This window comes from Pseudomonas sp. LPB4.O (assembly GCF_038383825.1).
Lineage (GTDB): Bacteria > Pseudomonadota > Gammaproteobacteria > Pseudomonadales > Pseudomonadaceae > Aquipseudomonas > Aquipseudomonas putida.
Genome location: NZ_CP151298.1, coordinates 3,320,037 through 3,337,258, shown reverse-complemented (window position 1 = coordinate 3,337,258; position 17,222 = coordinate 3,320,037). Strand labels below are relative to the sequence as shown.

Annotated in this window: 19 protein-coding genes; 10 read left to right on the top strand and 9 right to left on the bottom strand. The window is 60.0% G+C overall.

Features of this window, described 5'->3' with window-relative positions; genetic code table 11:
* Window positions 1-320: 320 nt before the first annotated feature.
* Both umuD and MRBLPB4O_RS14960 read left to right on the top strand, forming a co-directional pair.
* Window positions 321-749, top strand: a complete 429-nt coding sequence (umuD, locus tag MRBLPB4O_RS14965; RefSeq protein WP_059396000.1) for a translesion error-prone DNA polymerase V autoproteolytic subunit — start codon at window positions 321-323, stop codon at window positions 747-749.
* On the top strand, window positions 739-2,013 hold the full coding sequence (locus MRBLPB4O_RS14960) for a Y-family DNA polymerase (protein ID WP_341795710.1): 1,275 nt from the start codon (window positions 739-741) through the stop codon (window positions 2,011-2,013). Before umuD ends, MRBLPB4O_RS14960 begins: the two co-directional genes overlap by 11 nt.
* Window positions 2,014-2,063: 50 nt before the next feature.
* Here MRBLPB4O_RS14960 and MRBLPB4O_RS14955 read toward each other — a convergent pair whose 3' ends face one another.
* Complete coding sequence (locus MRBLPB4O_RS14955; RefSeq protein WP_341795709.1) at window positions 2,064-2,468, bottom strand: MerR family transcriptional regulator; 405 nt, start codon at window positions 2,466-2,468, stop codon at window positions 2,064-2,066.
* Between the two features lie 73 nt (window positions 2,469-2,541).
* Between MRBLPB4O_RS14955 and MRBLPB4O_RS14950 the strand changes: the two genes are divergently transcribed.
* The 3 genes from MRBLPB4O_RS14950 to MRBLPB4O_RS14940 all read left to right on the top strand — a co-directional run bounded on the left by MRBLPB4O_RS14950 (window position 2,542) and on the right by MRBLPB4O_RS14940 (window position 5,116).
* Window positions 2,542-3,606 (top strand): SDR family oxidoreductase, encoded by a 1,065-nt coding sequence (locus MRBLPB4O_RS14950; RefSeq protein ID WP_341795708.1) that lies wholly within the window; start codon window positions 2,542-2,544, stop codon window positions 3,604-3,606.
* A 613-nt stretch (window positions 3,607-4,219) separates the two neighbouring features.
* Window positions 4,220-4,588 (top strand): hypothetical protein, encoded by a 369-nt coding sequence (locus MRBLPB4O_RS14945; RefSeq protein WP_341795707.1) that lies wholly within the window; start codon window positions 4,220-4,222, stop codon window positions 4,586-4,588.
* A 219-nt stretch (window positions 4,589-4,807) separates the two neighbouring features.
* A complete protein-coding gene (locus tag MRBLPB4O_RS14940; protein ID WP_341798890.1) occupies window positions 4,808-5,116 on the top strand; it encodes a hypothetical protein in 309 nt (102 codons plus the stop codon).
* A gap of 49 nt (window positions 5,117-5,165) precedes the next feature.
* Here MRBLPB4O_RS14940 and MRBLPB4O_RS14935 read toward each other — a convergent pair whose 3' ends face one another.
* From MRBLPB4O_RS14935 to MRBLPB4O_RS14925, 3 genes are all read right to left on the bottom strand, one after another.
* Window positions 5,166-5,378, bottom strand: coding sequence for a hypothetical protein (locus tag MRBLPB4O_RS14935; RefSeq protein WP_016499929.1), 213 nt, complete (start codon window positions 5,376-5,378; stop codon window positions 5,166-5,168).
* A gap of 145 nt (window positions 5,379-5,523) precedes the next feature.
* Window positions 5,524-5,724 carry a hypothetical protein gene (locus MRBLPB4O_RS14930; RefSeq protein ID WP_341795706.1) on the bottom strand — a complete coding sequence of 67 codons (201 nt, stop codon included), beginning with the start codon at window positions 5,722-5,724 and terminating at the stop codon, window positions 5,524-5,526.
* 115 nt (window positions 5,725-5,839) lie between these two features.
* Entirely contained in the window at window positions 5,840-6,154 is a 315-nt protein-coding gene (locus MRBLPB4O_RS14925; RefSeq protein ID WP_341795705.1) for a hypothetical protein, read from the bottom strand.
* 226 nt (window positions 6,155-6,380) lie between these two features.
* Between MRBLPB4O_RS14925 and MRBLPB4O_RS14920 the strand changes: the two genes are divergently transcribed.
* On the top strand, window positions 6,381-6,740 hold the full coding sequence (locus MRBLPB4O_RS14920; RefSeq protein ID WP_341795704.1) for a hypothetical protein: 360 nt from the start codon (window positions 6,381-6,383) through the stop codon (window positions 6,738-6,740).
* Between the two features lie 84 nt (window positions 6,741-6,824).
* Here MRBLPB4O_RS14920 and MRBLPB4O_RS14915 read toward each other — a convergent pair whose 3' ends face one another.
* The 3 genes from MRBLPB4O_RS14915 to MRBLPB4O_RS14905 form a co-directional block, all read right to left on the bottom strand.
* A complete protein-coding gene (locus MRBLPB4O_RS14915) occupies window positions 6,825-8,006 on the bottom strand; it encodes a hypothetical protein (RefSeq protein ID WP_341795703.1) in 1,182 nt (393 codons plus the stop codon).
* A gap of 51 nt (window positions 8,007-8,057) precedes the next feature.
* Window positions 8,058-8,537, bottom strand: coding sequence for a VOC family protein (locus MRBLPB4O_RS14910; RefSeq protein ID WP_341795702.1), 480 nt, complete (start codon window positions 8,535-8,537; stop codon window positions 8,058-8,060).
* Between the two features lie 110 nt (window positions 8,538-8,647).
* The gene (locus tag MRBLPB4O_RS14905) at window positions 8,648-10,267 is read right to left on the bottom strand and encodes an NADP-dependent glyceraldehyde-3-phosphate dehydrogenase (RefSeq protein WP_341795701.1); all 1,620 of its coding nucleotides are present in this window, start codon (window positions 10,265-10,267) and stop codon (window positions 8,648-8,650) included.
* Window positions 10,268-10,749: 482 nt separating this feature from the next.
* Between MRBLPB4O_RS14905 and MRBLPB4O_RS14900 the strand changes: the two genes are divergently transcribed.
* The 3 genes from MRBLPB4O_RS14900 (at window position 10,750) to MRBLPB4O_RS14890 (ending at window position 13,928) form a co-directional block, all read left to right on the top strand.
* Window positions 10,750-11,904, top strand: a complete 1,155-nt coding sequence (locus MRBLPB4O_RS14900; RefSeq protein ID WP_341795700.1) for a hypothetical protein — start codon at window positions 10,750-10,752, stop codon at window positions 11,902-11,904.
* Window positions 11,905-11,977: 73 nt separating this feature from the next.
* Complete coding sequence (locus MRBLPB4O_RS14895) at window positions 11,978-13,105, top strand: glycosyltransferase 61 family protein (protein ID WP_341795699.1); 1,128 nt, start codon at window positions 11,978-11,980, stop codon at window positions 13,103-13,105.
* A gap of 34 nt (window positions 13,106-13,139) precedes the next feature.
* Window positions 13,140-13,928: an AraC family transcriptional regulator gene (locus MRBLPB4O_RS14890; RefSeq protein WP_341795698.1), complete on the top strand. Its 789-nt coding sequence runs from the start codon at window positions 13,140-13,142 to the stop codon at window positions 13,926-13,928.
* Here MRBLPB4O_RS14890 and MRBLPB4O_RS14885 read toward each other — a convergent pair.
* The gene (locus MRBLPB4O_RS14885) at window positions 13,921-14,502 is read right to left on the bottom strand and encodes a LysE family translocator (protein WP_341795697.1); all 582 of its coding nucleotides are present in this window, start codon (window positions 14,500-14,502) and stop codon (window positions 13,921-13,923) included. The two genes, MRBLPB4O_RS14890 and MRBLPB4O_RS14885, sit on opposite strands and share 8 nt — an antisense overlap.
* A gap of 269 nt (window positions 14,503-14,771) precedes the next feature.
* Between MRBLPB4O_RS14885 and MRBLPB4O_RS14880 the strand changes: the two genes are divergently transcribed.
* Window positions 14,772-16,343, top strand: a complete 1,572-nt coding sequence (locus MRBLPB4O_RS14880) for a TerC family protein (RefSeq protein ID WP_341795696.1) — start codon at window positions 14,772-14,774, stop codon at window positions 16,341-16,343.
* Here MRBLPB4O_RS14880 and rarD read toward each other — a convergent pair.
* Window positions 16,306-17,193, bottom strand: a complete 888-nt coding sequence (gene rarD / locus MRBLPB4O_RS14875) for an EamA family transporter RarD (protein WP_024717647.1) — start codon at window positions 17,191-17,193, stop codon at window positions 16,306-16,308. The genes MRBLPB4O_RS14880 and rarD overlap by 38 nt on opposite strands.
* Window positions 17,194-17,222: the final 29 nt, after the last annotated feature.

Sequence of the window (17,222 nt, the reverse complement as noted above, 5' to 3'; positions counted from 1 at the left end):
ATAACGCCGCCGACCCGGCGTACGCCACTGGCCTGAACTGCCCCGGGCGACCATGCGCCAGCACTTGGCCAGGCGCTGCAAGCGCTCGATCGACTCATGCATGTGCCAGACCGGCACGCCGATTTGGTAGGGCTGGCCACTCTGGCAGGCTTAGAGGTGCTCCTTTTGTATTTTTTCAGAGTCGCGCTCCAGAATTTCAAAGGCACCTTCCGCACATTACCTCACCTCTCGTCCGTCAGAATTTTTACCCGTCAGGATTGACCGGGCACCTGATGCCAGATTTACTGTATATACATACAGTTCTCATCAGGCCTTCCACCATGACCATCACATTTTTGGGTACGCCCACCGGCGGAACCGAATTGCTACCTCTGTATTCGTTTCACGTTCCGGCTGGTTTCCCTTCGCCTGCCGCGGACCATCTGGAAGGCCATATTTCCCTTGATGAGCTATTCGACCTTCGCGCACCTCATGTGTATCTGGTGAAAGTGGAGGGCGACAGCATGCAAGGGGCGGGGATCTACTCGGGTGACATCGTCATCGTCGACCGCGGTCGTGAGGCGGAGCATGGGGACATTGTCATCGCTGCAGTCAACAGCGAGCCCGTTTGCAAGCGTCTGCATCGTCGCGATGGCGTGGTAATCCTGAAATCTGAAAATCCCGCCTACCCGGCACGGTACATCATGGAAGGCGACGAGCTCGTTGTCTGGGGCGTTGTGCGTTACAGCGTTCGCGACCATGCGCAGTGAACAGGTATTCGCGCTGATCGACTGCAACTCGTTCTACGCGAGCTGCGAGCGCGTGTTTCGGCCCGACCTGGCCAAAACCCCGATCGTCGTGTTGAGCAACAACGACGGCTGCGTGATCGCCAGGTCATACGACGCGAAGCCCTTCGTGAAGATGGGCGAGCCGTACTTTCAAGTGAAGGACAAGCTGCGCCGGCACGGCATCAAGGCTTTCAGCAGCAACTATGCGTTGTACGGCGACATGAGCGAGCGGGTCATGACCCTGATCGACTCGATGGTGCCGGCCACTGAGATCTACAGCATCGACGAGTGCTTCGCTGATCTGTCCGGAGTACAGGGAAACCTGACCCAGTTCGGACGCAAGATGCGGTCCAGGATCTTCCAGTGCACCGGTATCCCCGTGGGTGTCGGTATCGCCGGCACAAAGACGCTCGCCAAGCTGGCCAATCATACGGCGAAGTGCCTGCAGGCGCAGACCGGGGGTGTGGTCGACATTACCGATCCGTTCAAGCGCGATTGGGTGCTGCGCAACACCGAAGTGAAAGAGGTATGGGGCATCGGGCGGCGGATGACCGCCCACCTCGAGGCGATGGGCATTCATACGGCGATGGATCTGGCCAAGGCTGATGCCTGGACGCTGCGGCAGAAATTCAGTGTGGTGGTGGAGAAGACTGCCCGCGAGCTCGCAGGCACGCCGTGCCTGGAACTGGACGACCCCGACCCCCCGAAGCAGGAAATCTGCTGCAGCCGGATGTTCGGCAAGCGGCTGACAGAGCTGGCGCCCATCAAGCAGGCAGTGGCCACTTACGTCGGCCGAGCAACGGAAAAACTCCGCGCCCAAGGCTCAGTGTGCAAGCGCATGCGTGTGAGCATTCGCACCGGCATGTTCAACCCGGATGAGGCGCACCACGCACAGGGCGCGTTGGTGGAGCTGCCATACCCCACCTGTGACACGCTGCTGATGACCCGACTGGCCACCGATGCGGTCGGGCGAATCTTCAGGCCAGGGTTTCGCTACAGCAAGGCAGAAGTGCTGCTGATGGACCTGCGGCAACCAGGTGATTTTTCAGAGGACTTGTTTGCGCTCAAACAGTCAGTGGCATGTGATCGACTGATGCAGGTGATGGATGACATCAACGGGCGTTGGGGGAGGGGGACGATGCGAGCCGCCAGCGTGCCGGCATCCCCGGACTGGGGGATGAGGAGGGAGATGATGAGCCAATCCTATACGACGCGGATCGATCAGCTCTGGACGGTGAAATGTTAAGCCTGCCATCGGCGTGGCTGGACGAGCTGAGCGAATGGCCTTGCCGGAGGCTATGGCGTAGAGGCATGCAGATGGACAGCTAAGCTGGGAGTAATCAGACCGTTGGCAATGGCACTGGCTTCAAGCTTCGCATGCTCTGCATTCAGAAAGGCATAAGCGGCTTGAAGCGTGGCGATCTTCGCTTGAATTTCGGTCATCTTGCTGGCGACCAAGGCTGCGCCTTGCGCGCAATCGATCTTGTTGCCCCGCTTGGCTGCAAGAATTTCTCCAATCTCAGCGAGGGAAAAACCGCCACTCTGGGCGCCCTGTATAAAGGCCAGGTCAACAACCGTCTGATCGCTGTAACTGCGGTAATTGTTGGCCTGTCGTTGTGCCACGATAAGCCCGAGCTGTTCGTAATAGCGCAATGTATGCCGACCGACGCCACTGCGGCGTTCTACCTCTCCAATGTTCACACTAAAAACCCCTTGACTATAGAGCGTGCTCTACACCTTAGCCTGCACCCATTATCCAGACAAGGAATCAGGCATGAGTGTGGAATGTTTCGTCACAGGCGGCAGTGGATTTGTAGGGCAACATCTACTGGCCCGTCTTACCGCTGCCGGGTACAAGGCCTGGGTGCTTATGCGCACCCCTGGCAATATTGAGCGTCTCAGAAAACAGGTAGGTCAACTGGGCGGTAATCCTGCGTATATCCATGCCGTTGAGGGCGATATCAGCAGAGAGGGGCTTGGAATCAGCGAAGCGGACAAGCAGTGCGTGTCTTCGGCCTCTGTGATCTTCCACCTCGCCGCGGAGTTTTCCTGGGGGCTGTCAATGGAGCGCGCCCAGGCTGTCAATGTGCTTGGGGCGCTGAGGGTCGCCAAGCTTGCGGCGAGCCAGCGCATCCGATTGCTGATGGTGGGCGGCTTCATGCTGCAGAACCTTGATCACCTTGCCCGTGTCGGTGTTGATAAAGAGTGCCCTGAAAACACAAATTGGCCCACAGTCTACGGCCGGGTAGGTGGCTACGAAGGCAGCAAGATCGAGTCACATTTTGCAGTCATCCGTTATATGCAGGATGCGGGCGCGGACTACACGATCGTTCATCCTGCTACGGTGTGCGGCCACAGCGAGAGTGGTCACATCCTGGAAGGGCAGCCTCTGGTCGCACTCGTTCGAAATCTGGCACAAGGTCGGTTCAAAGCGGTCCCCGGCTCCCCCAGGCACTGGCTGCCATTAGTCAGCGTTGACTACTTGGTGGCGATGATGACCTGTGTGGCGTTCGACCCCTCGATGGCCAACCGCCAGGCGCTGGCGCTGCATGAACACACATCGAGCCTGCAGGGGATGCTTGAGCAGATCGCAAAAACGCTGGAGGTCAAGGCGCCACGCCGGCATGTACCGATAAGGTTGCTCAGGTGGCTTTTGGCGATTCCCGGGCTGGAAGCACGGTTTGCGATCAGTGCCGAGTCATTGGACTTTATCCAGACGCAGCGCTTCGACATGAGTGATAGCGAGCAATGGGAGCGCAAGTATCAGTTAAAAAATCCCGACATGGCGCGCACGTTGGACATGACGGTGCAATACGTCAAGGATCACTTTCTCCACTGAGGCAGGCCAGCGGTAATGGCTCAAGCAATACATGTGACAGGGAGCTCGCGTTCGGCACGTAGCCCTATATCAGCAAGACCTCGCCATACTCTAAAGAGCGGTGACGAAGGCCGCCACGCATGAGCGCAATGGTAGCGGTTGGATGCGGTTCGATGCTGGAACGGTAATTGCTGTGACCCTGAAACATTGACCTCGCGGAGAGCGCCGAAATGACTCAGGATGACCGCTATTACATGGTTTTCGTTGTGGCTGCTGTGCTGGTACTGGATCTGGTGGCAACCCTGGTGTTTCTCAAGGCCATTGCCTGACCCCCGAAAGTGGGCTCGGTAATACTCGGAGTTGGGGTCATTTGCCGTCGCTTATGCCCCTCCGACTGTGACATGCCCGAGCCCCGCCGGAATCCTTGCGGCAGGCTGGCCGGCCTGATGCTTGCGAGAAAAGCCGCTGGAGAAAAGCCTGGCTATAACTCAAATGCATCCTGAACCCATATAGCAAACAACCCTATGGCACGGTTGTCATTGAGCAGTAACATGGGCTCACTAAAACTAAAAAACGGGCGTGCTACTTGGCAACACTTTCCCAGGTTCTCAATGGGGGAGCAGGAGTGTGACGCGTGAATCGTTCAAGATCGGTAGCAGGCGCATTGCTTGTGTCCACCTTCGTCACAGTGTTCATGGCAGGTTGCGCACAAAACCCTGACGTGCGTGACGGGCATGATTATACCTCTGGCACCACCGCGAAAAGCCCACCGGCGTATCTGGGGTGCGTGAAGGGCGAACTTCCAGGGAATGTGAAAACCTACGAGGTCGATGGCGATCACTCGGTCAGACTGTTCATCGAAAGCACCGACCCCAACAAGGCAGGTGGCCTTGTGGAGCTGCGCAGCACAGGAGGCCAGCACCAGTTCACGGCCTATCAACGTGATGCCTGGTACGACCATGGCCGGTTGCTGGATGCCGCGTTGATGTGTTCGAAAGCATGATGCAATGATCCCTCTACACTAAAAGCCCGCTATCGAAAGCGGGTTTTTTGTGTGGGGACGTCATCATGATTTCCGCCCAACGCGCTGTATGCAGGTTCACCGGCATATTTCAAGAACTGGCTGGAGCCGTGCCTGTTTTGCATTTGCCTGCCTTGAACGCGATAATTCACGCATTTGAATGGAGAACAGTGGGTGGAAGCCAGAAGCGTTGTCGCCGAAATGTTCATTGGGATCCCCACGCATTTCTGGGTGTTGCCCGTTGCCGGCCTGGTTGCATACTACGGCCTGAAATGGTCCGCCAGATTCAGCAGTCGTAGCACCCTGCTGCAAGCCTCGACTTACCTGTTGTTGCTGGCCCTGGCGGTGCTACCCAACGGCTTTTATGCCCTGTTTCCACCGGCGCCCGACCCGGATGTGCTGTTGAATCACGCGCCATTGCCCAACTATGCGGGGCGCTTTTACCTGGATGCGTTCTACGTGTTCAGTGGTTGGGCGCTGAGCAAAGTGGCGAAGCTCAAGTTCAGCTGACTGGCTGCCCGGGCACCTGATGCGAAGCAGTCACCTGCTTCGCTCATCATCAAGCGCCTTTGATGTCGTCGATTTTCGCAGCCACAGAGCGCAGCTCGTCCGCAACCACATCGATGGACCGGATGTGCGCCGTGACATCGATCTCGCGCTGTGAACCTCGCGCCTCCATGAAGCGGGCGTGGCCGCTCATGGCCTGACTGAGTTTTTCCAGATGATCGGCTGTTCGGACCAGATCCGACTTGATGCTGTGAAGCGTCTCCATGGTGCTAAAGGCCTTCCTTGTCTATTGCTTCATCGGTCCCGTGAGCATCGCCTCAGGGCCGGGTGAAACGCAACAGATTTGTGGAAGGCCCGTCCTTGAGAGAGCTCTGAAAAGCTTGTGCGATCCCTGCAGTGGCGTCGGAGGTTCAGCTTTTTTCCCGCACCTGCAATACCGAACCCTTGTCGTCGGTCACCAGCAATCCGCTGGTGTGAGTGCCGTCTGATTGCTGCTCGGCAAGTGGCACGTCCGAGGAGCGAAAGATGCTGCGGCCCTGTTCACCGGTTTTAAGTGTGACCAGCTTGCCATTCTGATAGAAGAATTGCGTGTTGTTGGCGTTCTTTTGCATGGTGTGTAGTTCCTGGCCGAGTCGCGGTGTGATGCCCCATTGGCAGGTTCACTTTCTCAGCGTTCAGCCGCCCATGCTACTGGCAGAAATATCAGGTGCTCTGTATGCCACCCGCTCAGGCTTCGTCCGGCAACCGTCCTGGGCTGAAGAAAAACGAGGCCACCACCACCGCCGTGATCACGCCTGTAGCATCTGCAAGAAACAGCAGCAAAGCACTGCTATCACCCTGCGCCAGGTGTTTGCCTAGCGCAAAGTCCACACCATGCGGGCATGCGGCGATCATGAGCAGCATGGCGGCCAGCAGGCCAGAAAGCAGCTTCATGTAGGCCCTGCCGAATGCCAGGCCATAAGCCCAGAACACGAAAATACAGAGCACGGCGAGGCCGGTGGAGGTTGCATATTGGGCGAGTAGGTCCAGCCACCAGAGCATGGGGTTCTCCTGAGCAAAGCCGGCCGGTGATGCCGTGATGTTAATCAGAAGCAGGGCAGAATGAATTCGTTCCTTGGGTCACAACAATTAATTGCTGCTACCGGGCGCCAGTAAACAAGCTGCTATGTGTGTTTGTTGTTGCTGGCGCGTTGGTGCTGTGTCAATTGCGCGAAAATTCAGCTGCAAGACCTTGGTTGATTAGAAACCCGGCGCAACCCTCGCTAGAATGCAGCGTATCCCTGACGGCCAATTGCAAATGCCTACTTTTCGTATCTTTCTCACCTCTGCGTTAGTTGCCACTCTTGTCGGCTGCGCAACGCCCGGCAAACCCACTGCCAGCAAGCTGACCAAAAAAACACCGCAGCAGTATGCTGCCTGTGTCCTGCCCAAGTGGCAGGCCTTGGCACCCCAGGCCACACAGAAGTCGATTGCCCACGGTTACCGGCTGACGGCATCCAGTGCGGTGGCAAGTGACGATGTGCTGGACGTGGTCGACGCTCGCGAGGGCAGCCGCGCGACCTTCTACAAGGGCAGCTTCCTGTCTGGCGACAAATTGCGCCAGGCGGCCAAGGAATGCCTGGACTGAATCGGTACCCGCGAGCCTGGGCCCCTTTGCGCCCCGGTCGCGCCACAAGACCGTTGCTGCAGCGGGGCATGTACTGTCCGGCGTTCAGCGCTCCCGCATGAAGAAACCGGCGACGAACTTGCGGAAGGTTTCCAGGCTCTTGAAGTCGGCGTAGCGCTTGAAGTTTTCGGTGTCCGGCTCTGGCCCGATGGGCTGTTCCAGTAGCGACACTGACAACACCCTGTCCTGGTCCGAGGTCAGCACCAGCTCATCCATCACCTGGCCGCCGATCACTGGCCGGCGCATCTGCACCTTGACGCCTTTGCTGGCCATCCAGTCGATCAGCGACACCAGGGCCTTGAGCGGTTCGCGCTCTTCATCGCGATACACCGGGAACAGATGCGAACGGGACAGCACCGGCACGCTGGCCACGTGGATCAGCTCATAGAAATGGCTGCCGGCGCTGGTCGGCGAGTAGATCATCAGCGCCAGCAAGGGCCCGGTGGTGCGGCTACCGCCCCAGTACAGGTGGTGCCCCTGGAAGTCGAAGCCGTCTTCACTGCGGTTGTTGAACAGCTTGCGCCCTTTGATCTGGTCGACGCAGTCCAGCATCAACCCATGGCGGCGATGGTTGCCGAACACGGTGGCTTCGCGCAGACGGGACTTGAGCATCATCATGTGCTTCATGTCCAGCCGGGTTTCCAGGTAGTTGCTGGCAGGTACCCGTTCCAGCAGCGGGTAGCGGCTGGCCACGCTGCGCAATTCGGCAAACTGCGTGGTCAGGTCTTTTTTCAAGTGGGTGGCGTAGAGATTGAGGCCACTGGTTTCTATCCAGGTCAGTAACAGCGACAGCAGGCGCTGCTGTTCGCGCCGCTCGTTACCATCACTGGTGGCACTGGCGTTACTGGCGCGAAAGTCACCAATCAGGCGCAATGGCGTGTCGGGCGGTAGCCAGGCGGCGGGTGGCGCAGGGTCGTCTTCGCGCTCGGAAGCCTCCCGCTCGTCCTTGGTGAACGGGCAGCCAGCCGCGTGCTCGGCGGTGCCTGGGTTGTTCTTGAGGAACAAGGTGCCGGTGCTGCCGTTAAGGGTGACATTGAGCACCGGCAAGGCGTCGTTGCGGCAGTCACAGGCCAGCCACTGGTTGGCGTTGCGCACCTTCATCAGTAGCTGGTTGGCCTGCAGCAGGCGTGGGCCGACGAGGCTGCCGGTAGCAAAGCCGACCAGCAGCTCCTCTTCGGCGGAGGTCAGGCTGCGCACCTGCGCAGCGGTTTTGTCGATGATTCGCATGAAGCAGCTCCAGGCTACGAGCCTCAAGCTTCAAGCAAAGTCGCGCCGCTTTCAACTTGCCGCTGGGTTACCGCCGAACATCTTCGCGGCGCGGGCACGAATTTCATCAGGGCTCAGGTCCTCCTTATGGGTGGAGACGAACCAGATATTGCCGAACGGGTCCTTCAGGGTGCCGCTACGGTCGCCGTAGAACTGGTCGGTCAAGGGGTGCAACTGGGTGCCGCCAGCCGCCAGGGCCCGGGCGTATACCTTGTCGCAGTCCTCGACATACAGGTGCAGGCCCACGCCTGCGCCACTGAGCTTCTGGCTGGCGGTAAGGCCGCCCTCCATGTCGCAGGGGTCGCCCAGCATCAGCGACGAGTCACCGATCCTCAATTCGGCATGGCCCACGCGCCCACCAGGGGCATCGAGGCGGAACATCTCGACCGCACCAAAGGCCTCCTTGTAGAACTCGATGGCTTTGGCGGCGTCGTTGATGGCCAGGTAGGGGGTGATGCTGTGCTGGCCTTCCGGGATGGGTTTGACTGCCATGTTCGACTCTCCTTTGCGGTGGGCGCCGGAGGGCGCCCTGTTGCTTAGAGTCGTTTGCGCCGATGGAAAATCGACAATGGCGCTAGATCGATTTTCTATAAGTGCGGCCGTCAGAAGATGTAGTCGGTGGTCAGGAAGCTCGATTGGCGGTTACGGATGATTTCGCTGATCAGTGCCTTGTTGGCCTCCTGGAAGCGGGTGGCGACCAAGGTGCGGATAGAGAAGACACGCAAGGCGTCATGCACCGACAGGGTGCCTTCGGCGCTGTTCTTGCGGCCGTTGAACGGGTAGGTGTCCGGGCCGCGCTGGCATTGAGCATTGATATTAATGCGCCCCACCTGGTTGGCGAAGATGTCGACCAGGCTGCCGATGGTCGCCGGGTCGTTGCCGAACAGGCTCAGCTGCTGGCCGTAGTCGGAGTCCAGCACGTAGTCGATGACGGTTTGCAGGTCGCGATATGGCACTACGGGTACCAGGGGGCCGAACTGCTCCTCGTGGTACACGCGCATTTCGTGGTTCACCGGGTACAACAGGGCCGGGTAGAAGAACGACCCGCGGTTTTGCCCGCCACCTTCGTTCAGCACGCGCGCGCCCTTGGCTGTGGCATCGGCGACCAGGCCGTCGAGGTAGTCGACTTTGCCGGGCTCCGGCAATGGCGTCAGCGCGACGCCCGGTTCCCAGGGCATGCCGGGCTTGAGCGCGGCCAGTTTGCGCTGGAACTTGTCGAGGAAGGCGTCGACCACGTCCTCGTGGACGAACAGGATCTTCAGTGCCGTGCAGCGCTGGCCGTTGAACGACAGCGCGCCGGTAACCGCTTCTTCGACGGCGTTGTCGAGGTCGACCTGCGGCAGCACGATCCCCGGGTTCTTGGCATCCAGGCCCAGTGCGGCGCGCAGGCGGTGGGGACGTGGGTGCAGCTTTTTAAGGTCGCTGGCAGCCTTGTGTGTACCGATGAAGGCGAACACATCGACGTTGCCGCTGGCCATCAGCGCGCTCACCGTTTCCCGGCCGCGGCCATAGATCACGTTGATCACACCCGGCGGGAAGCTGTCACGGAAGGCTTCGAGCAACGGTCGGATCAGCAGCACACCGAACTTGGCCGGCTTGAACACTACGGTGTTGCCCATGATCAGCGCCGGGATCAGCGTGGTGAAGGTTTCGTTCAGTGGGTAATTGTAGGGCCCCATGCACAATGCCACGCCCAGGGGCGCGCGGCGGATCTGGCCGAGGGTGCCCTGTTCCAGCTCGAAGCGGCTGGAGCGGCGGTCGAGATCCTTGAGGGCGTTGATGGTGTCGACGATGTAGTCGCAGGTGCGGTCGAATTCCTTTTCCGAATCCTTGAGGTTCTTGCCGATCTCCCACATCAGCAGCTTGACCACCGCTTGGCGCTGCTCGCGCATGCGTGCCAGGAAGGTTTCGACATGCTGGATACGTTCGGCCACACGCATGTTCGGCCAGGCACCGCGGCCCTTGTCGTAGGCCTGTACGGCGGCGTCGAGGGCGGTGAGGGCGGTGTCGGCATCGAGCAGCGGTGCGCTGCCCAGCACCACCTGGCGTTCATCAGCACCCTCCTTGAGCCATACCGGACTGCGTACCGTGGCCAAGGGGCCGTCCCAGCGCCTGAGCTCGCCGTTCACCAGGTAATCTCGTTGTTCCAGAGGGGCTCCCAGGCGCCAGGTTTCAGGGATGTTCTCGGCGCTGGGGAAGAGTGAATCGAGCAGACGGTCCATAGGTACTGCACCTCACATTGCGGGGCTGGTTTCAAGCCGGGTGAATCGCTTCAGCTGCGAGCATGCACCGGCCGCCGGAAAAACACCAGTCTGGCTCAAGCGGACCGTGTGTGCTTGCCAAATGGGCCAGCAGGCACCCTGTAAGGCGTTCAGGCAATTTGATGTTTCTTTTATGCAAACAAGATATCAAATGCTAATTATCAATAGCCAAGTTGTAATGAAATGCCGCGTGTGTCGGCACGCTTATAGCAAACTTGCGATTGGCATGGGTTTTCACGCAGGAAATTTGACGCCATCAAACTTGATCTAAAGTCAGCCAGAAGCCGCTTGCCAAAGCGTTTGCAGGTATCTTAAATTGTTACTGAATGTGATAGGCAAGTTTCAGGGCAAACTATAAAAATCAAGGCGTTAAGTGTTTTTGCTGATTTTTTCTCTTTTTCAGATAGACCATAGAGCACACTTCAAAGGACGTCGAAGAAGAAATGAAAGAGACCTTGACGGCTGTGGCGCGAAAGCTCCTGTCACCCTCCATGCGCTACGAAATGAGGCTGCTGGCCAGCAAAGTTCGGGAAATGGCGGCGCGTGCCTGTTTCTGGCGTTGGGAAGTAGCCAGGTTTCGGCTACAGCAGGAAAGCCCTTACGAAATTCTCTACATCGGCCGCAAGCAACAGCGGGAAATGGCCAAGCTGTTGATCGGTGGCAAGGGCCAGGGCAGCGCTTCTATCGTGGACAGTGCAAGTGCGACGGCGGCTGCCAACCATGTCGTGGTCATCAGCGAAATGCCCTCGTCGGGGGCGCTGTCAGTGCCCCATTACCTGAGCGCCGTAGTGCCGCTGGGCCGCTCGCTGGAGGACATCACGGCGCGCTACGACAGCGAACTGCGGCGCAGCATTCGCAAGAATCGCCCGCTGTACCGGATGCGCCAGGCCCTCTCGGACGACGAGATCGCCATGGCAGACCGTGAGCTGCTGCGCCCCTATGCCACCGCCAGGCAGGGTATCCATGCTGCGCAGTTCCCCACGGAAGAAGTGTTCCGCATTGCCAAAAGCGTCGGCAGGCTCGACCTGATCACGTTGGGTGACGAAGTGATCGGCTGCCATTTGGGTTGCGAAGTGGTGCGCGGTGGGAAGCGCTACTGGAGCACGTTGCGTTTCGGCTATTGCGAGGCGGTGTTCAGTGATGCCAAGAGGTTGCGCGAGGTCAATTCGATTACCACTTTCATGGCGCTTGAATGGGCCTTGGAGCAGGGCTTCGATTATTACGACATCGGCCTGTGCCTGGCGCGCCCGGACGACGGCCTGCTGAAATGGAAGCGCCGTCGCGGGGGGGACATCGACTCTTTGGGCAACCATGCCTACCTGTTTGTTCGCTTGCCCAAGACCGGTACGGCGAAGTTCTTGTGGGATACCCCGATGTTTGCAGTGGAGGGCGACAAACTCACGCTGCACCTGGGGTTGCCGGAGGGCCCGAGCGATGAGGAGGTTGCCAGCCGTTACCACGAGATGGTGTTTGGCGGCCTGCACAAGATTTATCTCTATGGTGGCAGGAGTGCGGGTGAACCGTTCGTGGAAACCCTGCGCAGCCGGTACGCCAGCCTGCAGTCGCCGCCCACCATGGAAAGAGTCACATGCAACTGAGTGGTTGCCAGGGATGCATTGATCTGGCGCTTGACGCCAGGGTTTAGACTTCGTCATCAGGGGAGGACGCTTCATGGGAAGCGACATCTCGCAGTTCAGTGCATCGCCCGAAACCAAGCAGCACACGTGGACATTGGCCGCCTACCGCTACATGGCGCGCAAGCGGCTGGGCAAGAACACGGCCCTCGACCTCAAGAGCATCGCCACCAAGAGTTGGGACATTGCCCCGGGCGAAACCAGGGTGTCGCCGCCGGCCATTTTCCTGCCTGGCCAGTTGGAGCGGGTAACGGGCTGGGAGGGCAAGCGTTTTTACCCCTACGTGCATCCTGCTCGCACCATGGAGGGCGGCATCAGCACGCTGGAAGGGCCAACCCGCGGCTATCTGATCAAGGATGTATGGCTGGTCGATGGCGCGTTGTACAAGGGCAAGGCCAGCCACTGGCTGTCGCAGAAGCCCAATACCTTCCCGACAATCATCGTGGACAACGAAATAGACCGCGCCGCCATTTACTGCACGCAAAACGGCAATTCGTGGTTCGGCACCTGGCTGATGGAAGATTGCCCAACCTATGCGCTGGCCTGTAACGAGGGCATACCGGTGACCACTGCGCCATCGGCCAGGTACCCGCTGTTCACCCAGGCGCCGGCCTATGAAGACTGGCTGGGCATGCAGCCGCTGCGGCTGCGCAGTGCGTTTTTCCGTGAGCTGGTGCTGTTCGATGATCACGGCAACAACCGCAGCCGGCATGCCCGCTACCGAGCCATGGGCGATAAACTGCTGTCGCACGTGGCGCATGCCCCACACCCAGGAGTATTCCTGCTACGCGGCGGTGACGGTGACCTGCGCCTGTTGCGCAACGAGCTGGAGCTTGCCGAGCACCTGCGTGTGACCCGTGGTTTTCGCGTCGTCAATCCGCTGAAGTCCGACGTACCGAGTATTGTTGCGGCCTGTGCCGGGGCCAGAGTGGTCATCGGCGTGGAGGGCAGCCAGTTGGTGCACGGGGTGAATGTGCTTCAGCCTGGCGGCTGCCTGCTGACCTTGCAGCCGCCGAACCGTTTTGTCAGCTACTACAAGTACCTGACCGACCGTGACTACCAGCATTTTGGCTTTGTGGTCGGCATACCGGAGGGTGATGGCTTCGTGATTGATATCGGTGAAGTGGAGCGGACGCTGGACCTGTTTCCACAGGTAAACGTGTAGTATCGGTGCATGTCAGCAGCGAGTGGGCAAGGGGATGATCGAGGTTTCGCGGTTCTGGCGTGACCCTGCATTACCCTTTGTCGAAGCGCGGCGGGTAGGGGACGGGCGGCAGGTGTGCTACGCCGCGCACTCCCATGAGAGCTTTTCGATCGGTGTGATCACCGGCGGGCGAAGCACCTACCTCAACGGTGACCTTCGCATCCAGGTAGGGGCCGGTACCACCGTGCTGATGAACCCGGGCGTTGTGCATACCTGCAATCCCATCGACGGTGAGCCCTGGTCTTACCTGATGCTGTTCGTCGACCTCCCCTGGTTACAGGCGCAAGGCTTTGAATTGCCGACGCAAACCTGGAGTGACTCGCCTGCGTTGTACCAACGGTTATTGCAGGCGTTTGCAGACCTGTTCGATGCGGGTGTGCCTGACCGGGAAGGCCGCCTGGCCGCGCTGTTCGGCTCATTGCCGGGCTTTCTCGGCGCCAATGCCCGTGTCAGTGACGAAGGCCACCCACGGCTGGACGCGGCAGCAGCGTTCATACGCGCTCATCGCAGCGATCCGCTGAGCCTGGCAGATATCTGCACAGCGTGCGGCCTGTCGCGCGCCTACCTGATTCGTGCCTTTCGCCAACATTACGGGCTGACACCGCATGGCTATCTGCTCGACCAGCGCGTTCAGCTGGCCAGGGCGCAGTTGCGTCAGGGGCGGGCGATTGCCGAGGTTGCGCAGGAGGCCGGTTTTGCCGACCAGGCGCACTTGCAGCGGGCGTTCAAAAAGCATTTGGCTGCGACGCCGGGTCATTACCGCAATGCCACCGGGGTCAGATAACCAGGTACACAGCGCTGCCCGCCAGCAAAACCGCCAACCCTCGATTGAGCAGGCGCATGTGCCGTGGGTTGCTCAGGTACTGACGAATCACGCTGCCGGCCCATGCCCAACTGGCCACCGAAATGAAACAGATCGGCCCGTAGATCCAGGTGAACAACCACAGCAAGTGCTGCTCACCGCCGGTATAAGCGCCGACCCCGGCCACTGCCGCCAGCCAGGCCTTGGGGTTCAGCCATTGCATGGCCGCGCCGTGCCAGGCCGAGGGGGCGGGTGTTGAGTGCGCGCCAGTCAGCTGGCCATCGTCGCGGGCCAGTTTCCATGCCATGTACAGCAGAAACATCACCCCACTCCAGTGCAGCAGCACGCTCAACACAGGCCAACGCAGCAGCAGCTGGTGCAGGCCCAGCCCGACCAGCACCAGCAACAGACAGAAGCCCAGAGTGGCGCCGGCGACATGCGCCAGGCTGGCACGTAAGCCATGGCTGGCGCCGCTGCTCAGGGCAACGATGTTGACCGGGCCGGGGGAGATTGACGCCGCCAGTGCGAAGGCGGCCATGGACAGGGACAGGCTCATGTGAGAGATCCGGGTAGTTGCAAGGAACCCTGAGTTTCAGCTGTTGGTTGTCTAGAGTATTGAATAAAAGTACCCCCAATGCGGACCCACACGCGTTACAGGTTTTGTAATAGTTTTGCGCTATCAGAGAAAACTGCTGTGCCTGTAGGATTATTTTCCCAATTTTCTATCAAGGTATATATGAGCACCTTCGCGGAGCCCCCCAGTCTCTGGCCTCTCAGGCCGTCCCCCCTCTGTCCTCGTGACGCTTCCTTCGTGAGTACCCGCTAATGGAATGGCTAGCCGATCCCACGGCCTGGCTAGGCCTGTTGACGCTTATCGTCCTTGAGCTGGTGCTGGGTATCGACAACCTGGTGTTCATTGCCATCCTGGCAGACAAGCTGCCACCGCATCAGCGCGACCGCGCGCGGGTGATTGGCCTGAGCCTGGCATTGATCATGCGCCTGGGCCTGTTGGCCAGTATTTCGTGGATGGTCACCCTCACCGCACCTTTGATCGACGTGTTCGGCAAGAGCTTCTCTGGCCGTGACCTGATCATGCTGTTCGGTGGTGTGTTCTTGCTGTTCAAGGCCACCATGGAGTTGCACGAACGCCTGGAAGGCCATGTGACCCAGGCCAGTGGCACGCTGCGCCATGCCGCATTCTGGCCTATCGTCGCCCAGATCGTGGTGCTGGACGCGGTGTTCTCGCTGGATGCGGTGATCACGGCAGTGGGCATGGTCGATGAGCTGTCGGTGATGATGATCGCGGTGATCTTCTCGATCGGTATCATGATCGTTGCCAGCAAGCCGCTGACCCGCTTCGTCAACGCCCACCCCACGGTGATCATGCTGTGCCTGGGCTTCCTGATGATGATCGGCTTCAGCCTCACCGCCGAGGGCCTGGGCTTCCATATCCCGAAAGGCTACCTGTACGCAGCGATTGGCTTCTCGATCCTGATCGAGGTGTTCAACCAGCTGGCCCGTGCCCGCCGCAAGCGCAGCTTGCAGCAGCACCGGCCGCTGCGCGAGCGCACCGCACATGCCGTGCTGCGCCTGCTGGGCGGTCGCCGGGTCGAGGCTGACGAGGTGGGCGAGGAAATCGCCGACCTGGTCGAAGGTGGCGAGGAACAGGTGCTGTTCGACCGCCGTGAGCGGGTAATGATCAGTGGCGTACTCAACCTGGCCGAGCGGCCGATCCGTACGGTGATGACCGCACGTGCCGAGGTCGATGTGATCGACCTTGCGCAACCGGCCGAAGCCATTACCCAGGCCCTCGCCAACTCGCCGTACTCGCGCCTGCCGTTGATACGTAATGGCCGTGTCGACGAACCACTGGGCTTCGTGCACAAGAAGGAGCTGCTCAAGGAGTTGTTGTCGGGCCACCAGCCGGAGTTGGAAGGCATGGTACGGGCGCCGTTGAACCTGCTGGAGAGCTTCAGCATCCTCAATGCCCTGGAGCAGATGCGTGGGCAGTCGACCCACATCGCCTTTGTGGTCAACGAGTTCGGTGACTTCACCGGCCTGCTGACCATGACCGACATCCTTGAGTCGATTGCCGGTGAACTACCGGACGCGAGCGAGGTTGAAGGCCCCGGTATCGTCCAGGAGGGTGAAGGCTTTGTGGTGAGCGGTGCACTGAACCTGAGCCAGGTGCAGGCACGTACCGGCTTCAGTGCCCGTGCCACCGACGATTACCAGACCCTCGCAGGTCTGGTGATGAGCCTGCTCGACCGCCTGCCGATGGTGGGGGATCGCCTGGCCTGGAATGGCTGGACGCTGACCGTGGAGGCGGTTGAAGAGCGGCGGGTGCGCCAGGTTCGGCTTATACCGAACGGCGACGCTGACGCAGCAGGTGCTTGAAGCCTTCGAGCACCAGTACCAGCACCGCGGCCCAGATCGGCAGGTAAGTCAGCCACTGATCCGGGCCGATGGTTTCGCCCAGCAGCAGCGCCACCCCCACCAGCAGCACGGGCTCGACGTAGCTGAGCAGGCCGAAGAGGCTGAATGGCAATAAGCGACTGGCCAGCACGTAGGCGATCAGGGCCGAGGCGCTGATGGCCCCAAGGACCGGGATCAGGGCATACAGGCCCGGGTGAGCCTGCAGGTCGCCGGACGAAAGCGGGCCCTGGATCACGAAGTACAGCGCCCACGGCAGCAGCAGGCACATGTCGCACCACAGGCCACCCAGGTGGTCGGTGCGGCAACGCCGGCGCAGTACGAAGTAGATCGGGTAGCCGATCGTCACCAGCAGGGTTTCCCAGGCAAAACTGCCATTCTGGTACAGCTCGTGGCCTACGCCCAGCGCGGCGCAGGCCACGGCTACCTTCTGCAGGCGCGACAGGCGCTCGCCATACACCAGCCGCCCGGTCAGCACCATGGCCAGCGGTAGCAGAAAGTAGCCCATCGACACTTCCAGGCTGCGCCCGTGCAGGGGCGCCCAGAGGAACAGCCACAACTGCACGCCCATCAGCCAGGACGTACCGACCATGCCCAGCAACAGCACGGGCGTGCGTTTTACCCGGGCCAGCAGCTCGCCTACCCGTTTCCAGTCCTTCGAGACAAGCATGAACAAGGTGAGGCAGGGCAGCGTCAGCAGGGTGCGCCAGCCAAAGATCTCTTCGCCATCGAGTGGCGTGAGCAGTGAGGTATAGAAGTACATCACAGCGAACAGACAGGACGCCATGACCGATGAAACAATGCCTTTTGACACAAATGCCTCGAATGGGGAGTTGAGCGGTT

Bases quoted from the DNA above. Each gene is read 5' to 3' on its own strand.
- umuD (WP_059396000.1), top strand. From the start codon at position 321: ATGACCATCACATTTTTGGGTACGCCCACCGGCGGAACCGAATTGCTA.
- MRBLPB4O_RS14960 (WP_341795710.1), top strand. From the start codon at position 739: ATGCGCAGTGAACAGGTATTCGCGCTGATCGACTGCAACTCGTTCTAC.
- MRBLPB4O_RS14950 (WP_341795708.1), top strand. From the start codon at position 2,542: ATGAGTGTGGAATGTTTCGTCACAGGCGGCAGTGGATTTGTAGGGCAA.
- MRBLPB4O_RS14940 (WP_341798890.1), top strand. From the start codon at position 4,808: ATGTTCATTGGGATCCCCACGCATTTCTGGGTGTTGCCCGTTGCCGGC.
- MRBLPB4O_RS14935 (WP_016499929.1), bottom strand. From the start codon at position 5,378: ATGGAGACGCTTCACAGCATCAAGTCGGATCTGGTCCGAACAGCCGAT.
- MRBLPB4O_RS14930 (WP_341795706.1), bottom strand. From the start codon at position 5,724: ATGCAAAAGAACGCCAACAACACGCAATTCTTCTATCAGAATGGCAAG.
- MRBLPB4O_RS14925 (WP_341795705.1), bottom strand. From the start codon at position 6,154: ATGCTCTGGTGGCTGGACCTACTCGCCCAATATGCAACCTCCACCGGC.
- MRBLPB4O_RS14920 (WP_341795704.1), top strand. From the start codon at position 6,381: ATGCAGCGTATCCCTGACGGCCAATTGCAAATGCCTACTTTTCGTATC.
- MRBLPB4O_RS14915 (WP_341795703.1), bottom strand. From the start codon at position 8,006: ATGCGAATCATCGACAAAACCGCTGCGCAGGTGCGCAGCCTGACCTCC.
- MRBLPB4O_RS14910 (WP_341795702.1), bottom strand. From the start codon at position 8,537: ATGGCAGTCAAACCCATCCCGGAAGGCCAGCACAGCATCACCCCCTAC.
- MRBLPB4O_RS14905 (WP_341795701.1), bottom strand. From the start codon at position 10,267: ATGGACCGTCTGCTCGATTCACTCTTCCCCAGCGCCGAGAACATCCCT.
- MRBLPB4O_RS14900 (WP_341795700.1), top strand. From the start codon at position 10,750: ATGAAAGAGACCTTGACGGCTGTGGCGCGAAAGCTCCTGTCACCCTCC.
- MRBLPB4O_RS14895 (WP_341795699.1), top strand. From the start codon at position 11,978: ATGGGAAGCGACATCTCGCAGTTCAGTGCATCGCCCGAAACCAAGCAG.
- MRBLPB4O_RS14890 (WP_341795698.1), top strand. From the start codon at position 13,140: ATGATCGAGGTTTCGCGGTTCTGGCGTGACCCTGCATTACCCTTTGTC.
- MRBLPB4O_RS14885 (WP_341795697.1), bottom strand. From the start codon at position 14,502: ATGAGCCTGTCCCTGTCCATGGCCGCCTTCGCACTGGCGGCGTCAATC.
- MRBLPB4O_RS14880 (WP_341795696.1), top strand. From the start codon at position 14,772: ATGGAATGGCTAGCCGATCCCACGGCCTGGCTAGGCCTGTTGACGCTT.